Origin of the sequence: Streptomyces sp. NPDC006265 (genome assembly GCF_040613555.1) — a bacterium.
Lineage (GTDB): Bacteria > Actinomycetota > Actinomycetes > Streptomycetales > Streptomycetaceae > Streptomyces.
On record NZ_JBEXSH010000187.1, the window covers coordinates 1 to 11,915 of the forward strand.

7 protein-coding genes and 1 pseudogene are annotated in these 11,915 nt (G+C 68.9%); 4 read left to right on the forward strand and 4 right to left on the reverse strand.

Annotated elements, in window-relative coordinates:
• Nucleotides 1-75 precede the first annotated feature (75 nt).
• The 4 genes and pseudogenes from ABZ281_RS17485 to metH all read right to left on the reverse strand — a co-directional run.
• A pseudogene (locus ABZ281_RS17485) lies at nucleotides 76-1,431 on the reverse strand (ABC transporter substrate-binding protein); the annotation flags it as partial.
• 108 nt (nucleotides 1,432-1,539) lie between these two features.
• A complete protein-coding gene (locus ABZ281_RS17490; protein ID WP_356656382.1) occupies nucleotides 1,540-3,144 on the reverse strand; it encodes an ABC transporter substrate-binding protein in 1,605 nt (534 codons plus the stop codon).
• A 409-nt stretch (nucleotides 3,145-3,553) separates the two neighbouring features.
• Nucleotides 3,554-4,255 carry an HAD family phosphatase gene (locus ABZ281_RS17495; protein WP_356656384.1) on the reverse strand — a complete coding sequence of 234 codons (702 nt, stop codon included), beginning with the start codon at nucleotides 4,253-4,255 and terminating at the stop codon, nucleotides 3,554-3,556.
• Nucleotides 4,256-4,381: 126 nt separating this feature from the next.
• Nucleotides 4,382-7,897, reverse strand: coding sequence for a methionine synthase (gene metH / locus ABZ281_RS17500; RefSeq protein WP_356656386.1), 3,516 nt, complete (start codon nucleotides 7,895-7,897; stop codon nucleotides 4,382-4,384).
• A 303-nt stretch (nucleotides 7,898-8,200) separates the two neighbouring features.
• Here metH and ABZ281_RS17505 point away from each other — a divergent pair, with 303 nt between their 5' ends.
• From ABZ281_RS17505 to ABZ281_RS17520, 4 genes are all read left to right on the forward strand, one after another.
• Complete coding sequence (locus tag ABZ281_RS17505; protein ID WP_356656388.1) at nucleotides 8,201-8,974, forward strand: IclR family transcriptional regulator; 774 nt, start codon at nucleotides 8,201-8,203, stop codon at nucleotides 8,972-8,974.
• A gap of 262 nt (nucleotides 8,975-9,236) precedes the next feature.
• Nucleotides 9,237-10,031, forward strand: a complete 795-nt coding sequence (locus ABZ281_RS17510; RefSeq protein WP_356656390.1) for an MIP/aquaporin family protein — start codon at nucleotides 9,237-9,239, stop codon at nucleotides 10,029-10,031.
• An 85-nt stretch (nucleotides 10,032-10,116) separates the two neighbouring features.
• Nucleotides 10,117-11,655: a glycerol kinase GlpK gene (glpK, locus tag ABZ281_RS17515; RefSeq protein WP_356656392.1), complete on the forward strand. Its 1,539-nt coding sequence runs from the start codon at nucleotides 10,117-10,119 to the stop codon at nucleotides 11,653-11,655.
• A gap of 8 nt (nucleotides 11,656-11,663) precedes the next feature.
• The coding region (locus ABZ281_RS17520; RefSeq protein ID WP_356656394.1) for an FAD-dependent oxidoreductase at nucleotides 11,664-11,915 on the forward strand (252 nt) is incomplete at its 3' end.

The window sequence follows — 11,915 nt, forward strand, 5'->3', positions numbered from 1 at the left end:
CGACCGCTATCACGGCACCAAGCTGTTCATCGCCGAGAACGGCAAGCGGATCATGACCCCGATGCTGGTCGTGCCGTTGTCGTAGTTGTTGCTCAGCACGTTGCCCTTGCCGAAGAAGGGAGCCGTGAAGTTGTCGGCGTCGGGGTAGTCCGGCACCCAGCCCTTCACGTAGACGCCGTACTTGCCGGCCGCGATGTCCTTCTCGTACTGGCCGAAGGAGACGGACTTGACGTTGGCGTCGAACAGGCCGCTGGCGTTGAGCTGGCCGGCGATGGCGTTCAGCTCCTGGTCGGTCGCGGGGCCGTAGCGGGACGGGGTCGACCAGAGGGTCAGCTTCACCTTGCCGGTGATGCCGTCCTCGCGCAGCGCGGCCTGGGCCTTCGCCTTGGACGGGCGGGCGCCGTAGGTGTCGAAGAAGGCCGTGTTGTGGCCCGCGATGCCGGCCGGGATGATCGAGTACAGCGGGGCGGCGGTGCCCTGGTAGACGTTCTTGATGAGGGCTTCGCGGTCGAGCAGGTGGGCGATGGCCTTGCGGACGCCGAGCTTTCCGGCGACCGGGTCGTCCATGTTGAACACCAGGTGCTGGACCTCGGCGCTGCTGCCCTCGACGACCTCGGCGCCGGTGCCGTCGTCGGCCTTCTCGGTGTCGGCGATGTCGCCCGCGGTGAGACCGCGGTAGGCGATGTCGACATCCCCGTTCTGGATGGCCTGCTTCAGGGCTGTCTGGTCGCCGTCGAAGAACTTGAGCGTCACGCCGGTGTTGTTCACCTTGGCGGTGCCCTTGTAGTTCTCGTTGACGGAGAAGACCGCCTGCCCGTCGTCGAAGGAGTCGAGCTGGTAGGGGCCCGAGCCGACCGCCTTGCCGTCCTTGCGGAGCCCGTCCGCGTCGTACTGGCCGTGGTCGACGATGGAGCCGGCACCGGAGGCGATCTTGCTCGGGAAGGTGGCGTCGGCCGTGTTGAGGCGGAAGACGACCGTCTTCTTGTCCGGGGTCTCGACCTTGTCCAGCATGGGGAACATGATCGCGGGCCCGTCGGGGTCGTTGATCTTCAGCATGCGGTCGAAGGAGAACTTGACGTCCTCGGAGGTGAGCTCGTCACCGTTGCTGAACTTGAGGCCGTCCTTCAGCGTGCACGTGTAGACCGTGGTCTGCGTATCGGTGAACGCGCAGCTCTCGGCGGCCTCGGGCTGCGGTTCCGTGGCGCCCTTGGGGAAGCTCAGCAGCGACTGGAAGACGTTGTTGAACAACAGCCAGGAGCCGGGGTCGTAGCCGGAGGCCGGGTCCGTGGCCAGGACGTCGTCGGACATCCCCACCACCACGTTGGAGCCGTCCCCCGCGGAGTCTCCGCTCTCCGTGCCGCAGCCGGTCAGCAGTCCGGAGGCGAGGCCCGCCATGATGGGCAGGACCGGCCACTGGTTGCGTATCTTCACGTGTGTGCCTTGTCGTCGGTTCTCGAGAACTCCCGGAGCATGTCCCTGGCTCCGGGGCACGGCTCCCCGGGGGCCGCGGTCGCAGGCCCCGGGGATCCAGCGGGTGCGTCAGCCGCTCACGCCCCGCCCGAGCTCCCACAGCTGGAGTGTCGAGGCGGAGTTGAGCGCGTAGGCGGTACCCGTGACGTCGTCGCGGGCGGCGACGTACTGCTTGCCCTGCCACAGCGGCAGCACCGGCACGTCGCCGGCGACGATGTCCTGAATGTCCGTCAGGCTGGAGGAGGCGGACAGCCGGTCCGCCTCACGGCGGGATTCCGGGATCAGGGTGTTGCGGATGCGGCTGTTGTCGTACGGCGAGCCGAGGGTGTTGTCCGTGTCGAGGAACGGCGCGAGGAAGTTGTCGGCGTCCGGGAAGTCCGGGAACCAGCCCATGCCGTAGACGTCGTACTCGCCCTTCTTCTCGGCCGGGCGGAACGTGTCCCAGGGGGTGCCCTTGATGTCGACGTCGAACAGGCCGCTGGAGTTCAGCTGCTCGCGCAGGACCTCGAACTCCTTCTTGGTGGCCGGGCCGTAGTGGTCGGTGGTGTAGTGCAGCGTCAGCTTCACGGGCGTGGTGATGTTCGCCTGGTTGAGCAGGGAACGGGCCTTGGTGACGCTGGGCTCGCCGTACTTGTTGAAGAACGAGTTGGAGTGGCCGGTGACGCTGGCCGGGACCAGCGAGTACAGCGGCTCGGCCTGGGAGCCGTAGACCTTGGAGATCAGTGCGCTGCGGTTGACGATCTGGGCCATGGCCTGGCGCACGGCCTTGGACTTCACCGTCGGGGCGTCGGTGTTGAAGCCGAGGTAGCGGATCTCGAGGCCGGGCATCTCGACGAGGTCGACGTCGGTGTCCGCGTCGCCCGCGAGCTTGCGGATCTGATCCGGCGACATGGCGCGGGTCATCAGGTCGATGTCGCCCTTGTCCAGTGCCTCGCCCATGGCGTCGGCGTCCTTGAAGGAGACCATGTCGACCTTGTCGTTGTTCACCTCGATGGTCCCCTTGTAGTCGGGGTTCTTGGTGAACTCGGCCTTGACCAGCTCGCCGTTCTCGACGTCGGCCTTGAAGGTGTACGGGCCGGAGCCCTCCAGGTCGAAGCCGTCGCGCAGCTTGTTCTTCGGGTAGTCGTCGGGCTCGACGATGCCGGCGACCGGGGTCGACAGCTTGTACGGGAAGGTCGCGTCGGCGGTCTTCAGATGGAAGATGACCTCGCGGTCGCCCTGCGTCTCGACGGTGTCGATGGTGGACAGCAGCGCGAACACGCCGCTGTCGGCTTTGAGGGACCGGGCGCGGTCGATGGAGTACTTCACATCGGCCGCCGTGACAGCGTTGCCACCTGCGAACTTCAGGCCGTCGCGAAGGGTGCAGGCGTAGCGCTCGTTGCCGGTGTCGGTGAAGCCGCACCGCTCGGCGGCCTCCGGTACGGGCTCGCCCTCGCCGCGCGGCTGGATCATCAGGGTTTGCACGGTCTGGCGCAGGATGTTCCAGGTGCCGACGTCGTAGGCGTAGGCGGGGTCGAGAGGCGCGGGGGCGTCCTTCGAGGCGGTGAACCGGTCCGTGGTGCCGACGACGATCGCGCCGCTGTCGCCGCTCCCGCTGTCGGACCCGCCGCAGGAGGCGAGCACCGGCGCGAGCAGGCCGATCACGGCCGGCAGCACCAAAGTCTTGCGGTTCATGCTCGAGTTTCTCCAGAGCTGTCGACTCCGTGTACCCGGCATGCAGGGGTGGCGCAGCGGATCACGGGGGTAGGGCGATGTTCTCGCGACGAGATTAGTCGGGGCCGGCAGGAGGGTTCACAGCCACCGGAGTTGAGCACCCATCACGCTGCGGAACCGGGCGTGGACAGACCGAAGGCCCGACAGTGGAAGCTTTGGTACAGCGTTCCATCAATCGGGACACAAGGGCACGCCCGCAGCCCCCTGGAGGGGGTGCGCAGCACACGCCGGATCGACTGTCGACCCCGGACCGCGTGGGGAACGTCACATGCGTAAACAGGTTCCGAGGTACGGGAATTCGCTCGTCCGTCGGGGTTCGAATTCACCTTCGGAATTGCCGCCCTAACACCGCTGCACGCTGGGTGAACGCCTAGCGCATTTCCGTCATCAGCCCGTGCAGAAATGTCAGGTCGACCTCTTCGAGGGAGGTCACGACCGTGCGGCGCAGGGCCGGGGCGATGGGGGCAACGGAGGGCACGGCCACGACATGGCAGCCCGCGGCCTCGGCGGCGGCGACCCCGGTCGCGGTGTCCTCGATGACGGCGCACCGTACCGGGTCCACGCCGAGCCCGGTGGCGGCGGCCAGGTACGGGTCGGGGTGCGGCTTGGTGCGCGGCACCTCGTCACCGGCCACCGTCAGGCCGAAGTGGTGGGCGCCGAGCGATGTCAGGACACGGTCGATGATGCGCCGGTGGGAGGCGGAGACGAGGGCGGTGGGGATCTCGTACTCGTACAGCTCGGCGAGCAGCCGCCCGGCGCCCGGCATCAGCGGCAGGGCGCGGCCGATGCGGGCCTCGAAGCCGTCGTTCAGGAGCACGGTGAGCTCGTCGAGGGTGATGTCGGCGCCGGTGGCCTCGACGAGGAAGCCCGCGCTGCGGGTCATGGGGCCGCCGACCACGACATGGCGCCAGGACTCGTCGAGCGTGTGGCCGAGGGAGGCGAAGACCTCGACCTCGACGTCCCACCAGAAGCCCTCCGTGTCCACCAAGGTGCCGTCCATGTCGAGGAGCACGGCTTGGAGGGCCGATCCTTCGGCTGTGCGGGTTCCGAGCGCGGGGACCGTACTGGTCATCCACGTACCTCCTTGAGGGACGTTCAGGCCGGCTCCCACGAGGGGAACCGGCCTGCGGTGGACCGACCAGTCTACGTCGTGCGCGGACGAAGCGCCTCTTTTGGCCCGTGTGCCCGGTGGGACGGCTCAGCGGGCGTTGAAGTACTTCGCCTCCGGGTGGTGGATCACGATGGCGTCCGTGGACTGCTCGGGGTGCAGCTGGAACTCCTCGGACAGCTCGACGCCGATGCGCTCCGGTTCGAGCAGGTCGGCGATCTTGGCCCGGTCCTCCAGGTTGGGGCAGGCGCCGTAGCCGAGGGAGAAGCGGGCGCCCCGGTACTTCAGCTCGAACATGCCCTGCATCTCGTCGGGGTCCTCGCCGGCGAAGCCGAGCTCGGAGCGCACGCGGGCGTGCCAGTACTCGGCGAGCGCCTCGGCCAGCTGCACGGACAGCCCGTGCAGTTCGAGGTAGTCGCGGTAGGCGTTGGCCTCGAAGAGCCGCGCGGTCTCCTCGCCGATGCGCGAGCCGACGGTGACGACCTGGAGGCCGACGACGTCGGTCTCGCCGGACTCCTCCGGGCGGAAGAAGTCGGCCAGGCACAGGCGGCGGCCCCGGCGCTGACGCGGGAAGGTGAAGCGGGTGCGCTCGTTGCCCTGCTCGTCCAGGATGATCAGGTCGTCGTCCTTGGAGACGCACGGGAAGTAGCCGTAGACGACGGCCGCCTCCAGCATGTTCTCCGTCTGGAGCCGGTCCAGCAGGCCGCGCAGCCGGGGCCGGCCCTCGCTCTCGACGAGTTCCTCGTAGGACGGTCCCTCACCGGTGCGGGCCTGCTTCAGGCCCCACTGGCCCTTGAACAGGGCGCCCTCGTCGAGCCAGCTCGCGTACTCCTTGAGCTGGATGCCCTTGATCACGCGGGTGCCGCGGAAGGGCGGCTCGGGGACGGGGTTGTCGGTGGCGACGTCGGAGCGGACGTGCCCCTCCTCGGGGCGCTCCTCCGCCGCGGCCGGGGCGGTGGCCCTGACCCGGCGCTGCTTGAGCTCGGGCAGCTTCGCGCCGGGCACGCCCCGCTTGACGCCGATGAGGGCGTCCATCAGGCGCAGGCCTTCGAAGGCGTCGCGGGCGTAGCGGACCTCGCCCTGGTAGATCTCGTGCAGGTCCTGCTCGACGTAGGCGCGGGTGAGGGCGGCGCCGCCGAGGATGACCGGGTAGCCGGAGGCCAGGCCGCGCTGGTTGAGCTCCTCCAGGTTCTCCTTCATGATCACCGTGGACTTCACCAGCAGGCCGGACATGCCGATGACGTCGGCCTTGTGCTCCTCGGCTGCTTCCAGGATCGCGGAGACCGGCTGCTTGATGCCGAGGTTGACGACGTTGTAGCCGTTGTTGGACAGGATGATGTCGACGAGGTTCTTGCCGATGTCGTGCACGTCGCCGCGCACGGTGGCGAGCACGATGGTGCCCTTGCCGGCCTCGTCGGTCTTCTCCATGTGGGGTTCGAGGTGGGCGACGGCCGTCTTCATGACCTCGGCGGACTGCAGGACGAACGGCAGTTGCATCTGGCCGGAGCCGAACAGTTCGCCGACGACCTTCATGCCGTCCAGCAGGGTCTCGTTGACGATGTCGAGCGCGGGCCGCTCCTCCAGGGCCGCGTCGAGGTCCGCTTCGAGGCCGTTCTTCTCGCCGTCGATGATGCGCCGCTTCAGGCGCTCGTCCAGCGGCAGGGCGGCCAGCTCCTCGGCCTTGCCGGCCTTGAGGGACTTGGCGGTGGCGCCCTCGAACAGCTGCATGAGCTTCTGCAGCGGGTCGTAGCCCTCGGCGCGGCGGTCGTGGATGAGGTCCAGGGCGGTCTGGACCTCCTCCTCGCTGAAGCGGGCGATCGGCAGGATCTTCGACGCGTGCACGATCGCCGAGTCCAGGCCCGCCTTGACGCACTCGTCGAGGAAGACGGAGTTCAGAAGGATGCGGGCGGCCGGGTTGAGACCGAAGGAGATGTTGGACAGGCCGAGCGTGGTCTGCACCTTCGGGTGGCGCCGCTTGAGTTCGCGGATGCCCTCGATGGTGGCGATGCCGTCCCCCCGGGACTCCTCCTGGCCGGTGCAGATGGTGAAGGTCAGGCAGTCGACGAGGATGTCCTCCTCGTGGATGCCCCAGTTGCCGGTCAGGTCGTCGATGAGCCGTTCGGCGATCTCGACCTTCTTCTCGGCGGTGCGGGCCTGGCCCTCCTCGTCGATGGTGAGCGCGATCAGGGCGGCGCCGTGCTCCTGGGCGAGGGCCGTGACCTTGGCGAAGCGGGACTCGGGGCCGTCGCCGTCCTCGTAGTTCACCGAGTTGATCACCGCGCGGCCGCCGAGCTTCTCCAGACCGGCCCGGAGGACGTCGACCTCGGTGGAGTCCAGCACGATGGGCAGGGTGGAGGCGGTGGCGAAGCGGCCGGCCAGCTCCTCCATGTCGGCGACGCCGTCGCGGCCGACGTAGTCCACGCACAGGTCGAGCATGTGCGCGCCCTCGCGGATCTGGTCGCGGGCCATCTCCACGCAGTCGTCCCACCGGCCGTCCAGCATGGCCTCGCGGAACTTCTTCGAGCCGTTGGCGTTGGTGCGCTCGCCGATGGCCAGGTAGGAGGTGTCCTGCCGGAATGGCACGGACTGGTACAGGGAGGCGGCGCCCGGCTCGGGCTGCGGGGCGCGCTCGGTCGGGGCGGCGTCCCGGACGCGCTCGACCAGCTGCCGCAGGTGTTCCGGGGTGGTGCCGCAACAGCCGCCGACGAGGGAGAGGCCGTAGTCCCGGACGAAGGTGCCCTGGGCCTCGGCCAGCTCGGGCGCGGTCAGCGGGTAGTGGGCGCCGTCCTTGGTCAGCACCGGCAGGCCCGCGTTGGGCATGCAGGACAGCGGAATGCGCGAGTGCCGGGACAGGAAGCGCAGGTGCTCGCTCATCTCGGCCGGGCCCGTGGCGCAGTTCAGGCCGATCATGTCGATGCCGAGCGGCTCCAGCGCGGTCAGGGCCGCGCCGATCTCGGAACCGAGCAGCATGGTCCCGGTCGTCTCGACGGTGACGGAGACGATCAGCGGTACGGACTGGCCGGTGGCCTCCATGGCGCGGCGGGCGGCGATGACGGAGGCCTTGGTCTGGAGCAGGTCCTGGGTGGTCTCCACGAGCAGCGCGTCGGCGCCGCCGGCGAGCAGGCCCTCGGCGTTCTGCTGGTAGGCGTCCCGGATGGCGCCGAAGGTGGTGTGGCCGAGGGTGGGCAGTTTGGTGCCGGGTCCCATCGAGCCGAGCACCCAGCGCTGCTGTCCGGTGCTGCGGGTGAACTCGTCGGCCACCTCGCGCGCGATCCGGGCACCGGCCTCGGACAGCTCGGTGACGCGCTCGGGGATGTCGTACTCGCCGAGGGCGCTGAGGTTGGCACCGAAGGTGTTGGTCTCCACGCAGTCCACGCCGACGTCGAAGTATTCGGAGTGGACCGAACGGACGATGTCCGGGCGCGTCAGGTTGAGGATCTCGTTGCAGCCCTCGAGATTCTCGAAGTCCTCGAGCGTGGGGTCCTGCGCCTGGAGCATGGTGCCCATCGCTCCGTCGGCCACGACCACACGGGTGGCCAGGGCTTCTCGGAGCGCGGACACACGGGCCCGGCTGTCTGCGGAAGGGGTCGGCGGCAACGAGGCCATGAAAAGGGCTCCCTCGGATGCGACGGCTGTCGGCTTTGCGGCTTCCCGGAGAGCCGACAGGGCATCCGGGATGGGCGCACCGCGCCAGCGTAACCGGGAGTGGGCTTGGATGGGCAGCACGTCCACGGGGCGGACTCCGGTGGTGCCGGATCGGCCGCCGGGCGACGCATCGGCCACCGGTGGCGCAAAAATAGCGACCTGCCATTAGCGAGAGGTCGGCACGGACCGGTAGTGTTCGACATTGCCGAACGAGGGCTGTGGTGCCGCTTGTCGGCGGTCGAAGAGGACGGAGGCAGTACGGCGATGGCACGGAACATCCAGTCGCTCGAACGGGCGGCCGCGATGCTGCGGCTGCTGGCCGGCGGCGAGCGGCGGCTCGGCCTGTCGGACATCGCCTCGTCGCTGGGCCTGGCCAAGGGCACCGCCCACGGCATCCTGCGCACCCTCCAGCAGGAGGGCTTCGTGGAGCAGGACGACACCTCCGGGCGCTACCAGCTGGGTGCCGAGCTGCTGCGCCTGGGCACCACCTACCTCGACGTGCACGAGCTGCGGGCGCGCGCCCTGGTGTGGACCGACGACCTGGCCCGCTCCAGCGGCGAGAGCGTCTACCTGGGCGTCCTGCACCAGCAGGGCGTGCTGATCGTGCACCACGTCTTCCGGCCCGACGACAGCCGGCAGGTGCTGGAGATCGGGGCCATGCAGCCGCTGCACTCCACGGCCCTGGGCAAGGTGCTGTCCGCCTACGACCCGGTGGCGCACAGCGAGGCGCTGGAGGCCGACCGCAAGGCGTTCACCGACCGGACCGTGTGCGAGCCGGAGGGCTTCGAGCACATCCTCGACGTCACGCGCGCCCGGGGGTACGCGGCGGACGTGGAGGAGACCTGGGAGGGCGTCGCCTCCCTCGCCGCCCCCATCCACGACCGGCGGCGCATGCCGGTCGGTTCGGTCGGCATCACCGGCGCCGTGGAGCGGCTGTGCCGGTCCGACGAGGAACGAGCGCTGCGGCCTGAGCTGATCGCGGCGGTGCGGGACTGCGCCCGCGCGGTCTCGCGGGACCTGGGCGCCGGGCGGTTCTGAGGGCACCCGAGCGGACCGGGGCGCCGTACGGCGTTCCGGTTCTCGGCATGCCCGCGCTCACCTGCGGCAAAGATCCTTGGGACCGTGGCGATCAGTAACGATCGTATTTTCGACAACACAGCCCTTGACGTGCTCGTAACGCCGAAGCAAGACTCCCGTCCATCGGTCGACATTGTCGAACAGCTACCGGCAATACGCGTTAGAGTGTGACAACGCCAGGCCGGTATCGAACTTCCCTGGACGTAGGACAAAGGAGTCGCGGGTGTCCAGCTCCGACATCTTCATCGGCGAGACCATCGGTACCGCCATACTCATCCTCCTCGGCGGCGGCGTCTGTGCCGCCGTCACGCTGAAGGCCTCCAAGGCTCGTAACGCCGGCTGGCTCGCCATCACCTTCGGGTGGGGCTTCGCGGTGCTCACGGCCGTCTACACCTCGGCGCCGCTGTCCGGCGCCCATCTGAACCCGGCCGTGACGCTGGCCATCGCCATCAAGGACGGCGACTGGAAGAACGTCCCGGTCTACTGGACCGGACAGGTTCTCGGCGCCATGATCGGCGCGGCCCTGGTCTGGATCGCCTATTACGGTCAGTTCCACGCGCACCTCACCGACCGCGAGATAGTCGGCGGTCCGGGTGCGCAGGCCACCAAGGTCAAGGCCGTCGAGGCCCGGGAGAAGGGTGCCGGCCCCGTGCTGGGCGTCTTCTCCACCGGCCCCGAGGTCCGTGTCGCCTGGCAGAACATCGCGACGGAGGTCATCGGCACCATCGTGCTGGTGCTCGCCGTGCTCACCCAGGGCCTGAACGACAAGGGCAACGGCCTGGGCAACCTGGGCGCCCTGATCACCGCGCTCGTCGTGGTCGCCATCGGCCTGTCCCTCGGCGGTCCGACGGGGTACGCGATCAACCCGGCCCGTGACCTCGGTCCGCGCATCGTGCACGCCCTGCTGCCGCTGCCCAACAAGGGCGGCTCCGACTGGGGCTACGCCTGGGTTCCGGTGGTCGGCCCGCTCCTCGGCGGGGCCATCGCCGCAGGCATCTACAACGTCGCGTTCGCCTAGGAGCGGCATTTACCGCCGCTTCGCGAAACTCTCGGCACGCGCCGTACGTAAAGCCCCATAAACACGGAACTTTCCAGGAGACACAGTGACCGACGCGCACACCGCCGGCCCCTTCATCGCCGCCATCGACCAGGGCACCACCTCCAGCCGCTGCATCGTCTTCGACCGGGACGGCCGGATCGTCTCCGTCGACCAGAAGGAGCACGAGCAGATCTTCCCGAAGCCGGGCTGGGTCGAGCACAACGCCAACGAGATCTGGACCAACGTCCAGGAAGTCGTCGCCGGAGCCATCCAGAAGGCCGGCATCACCCGCGACGACATCAAGGCCATCGGCATCACCAACCAGCGCGAGACGACCGTGCTGTGGGACAAGAACACCGGTGAGCCCGTCCACAACGCCATCGTCTGGCAGGACACCCGCACCGACGCCCTCTGCCGCGAGCTCGGCCGCAACGTCGGCCAGGACCGCTTTCGCCGCGAGACGGGCCTGCCCCTGGCCTCCTACTTCGCGGGCCCCAAGGCCCGCTGGCTGCTCGACAACGTCGACGGCCTGAAGGAGCGCGCCGAGGCGGGCGACATCCTCTTCGGCACCATGGACACCTGGGTCATCTGGAACCTGACCGGTGGGCCCAACGGCGGCAAGCACGTGACGGACGTCACCAACGCCTCGCGCACGATGCTCATGAACCTGCACACCATGCAGTGGGACGACAAGATCTGCGAGTCCATCGGCGTCCCGCAGCAGATCCTGCCCGAGATCCGCTCGTCCGCCGAGGTCTACGGCGAGATCACCGGCGGAAAGCTGGGCGACCTGCTCGGCGGCATCCCGGTCGCCTCGGCGCTCGGCGACCAGCAGGCGGCCCTGTTCGGCCAGACCTGTTTCGCCGAGGGCGAGACCAAGTCGACGTACGGCACCGGCACCTTCATGGTGATGAACACCGGTGACAAGATCATCAACTCCTACAGCGGCCTGCTGACCACCGTCGGCTACAAGATCGGCGACCAGAAGACGGTCTACGCCCTGGAGGGCTCGATCGCGGTCACCGGTTCGCTGGTGCAGTGGATGCGCGACCAGATGGGCCTGATCTCCACCGCCGCCGAGATCGAGACCCTCGCCCTGTCGGTCGAGGACAACGGCGGCGCCTACTTCGTGCCGGCCTTCTCCGGCCTGTTCGCCCCGTACTGGCGCTCCGACGCCCGCGGTGTGATCGCCGGCCTGACCCGGTACGTCACCAAGGCGCACCTCGCGCGTGCCGTCCTGGAGGCCACCGCCTGGCAGACGCGCGAGATCGCCGACGCCATGACCAAGGACTCCGGCGTCGAGCTGGCCGCCCTGAAGGTCGACGGCGGCATGACCTCCAACAACCTGCTGATGCAGACCCTCGCCGACTTCGTGGACGCCCCCGTGGTGCGCCCGATGGTCGCCGAGACCACCTGCCTCGGCGCCGCCTACGCCGCCGGTCTCGCCGTCGGCTTCTGGAACAGCACCGACGACCTGCGCGCCAACTGGCGGCGGGCCGCCGAGTGGACCCCCCGCATGGACGCGGACACCCGCGCCCGTGAGTACAAGAACTGGCTCAAGGCCGTCGAGCGGACCATGGGCTGGCTCGAGGACGAGGAGTAAGAAACAGCATGACCAGTCAGTCCACCCTGCAGTCCGTGCCTGCCCTGGGGACGCACCCGGCCTCCGGCTCGAACCCGAGCCGAGCCGAGACCAGGGAGCAGCTCTCCAAGGCGTCGTACGACCTTCTCGTGATCGGCGGCGGCATCCTGGGCATCTCCACCGCCTGGCACGCCGCGCAGTCCGGCCTCAGGGTGGCTCTGGTGGACGCCGGCGACTTCGCCGGCGCCACGTCCTCCGCCTCCTCCAAGCTCCTTCACGGC

Coding starts and splice junctions, on each gene's coding strand:
- ABZ281_RS17495 (WP_356656384.1), bottom strand. CDS start 4,255: ATGACCAGTACGGTCCCCGCGCTCGGAACCCGCACAGCCGAAGGATCG.
- ABZ281_RS17505 (WP_356656388.1), top strand. CDS start 8,201: ATGGCACGGAACATCCAGTCGCTCGAACGGGCGGCCGCGATGCTGCGG.
- ABZ281_RS17490 (WP_356656382.1), bottom strand. CDS start 3,144: ATGAACCGCAAGACTTTGGTGCTGCCGGCCGTGATCGGCCTGCTCGCG.
- metH (WP_356656386.1), bottom strand. CDS start 7,897: ATGGCCTCGTTGCCGCCGACCCCTTCCGCAGACAGCCGGGCCCGTGTG.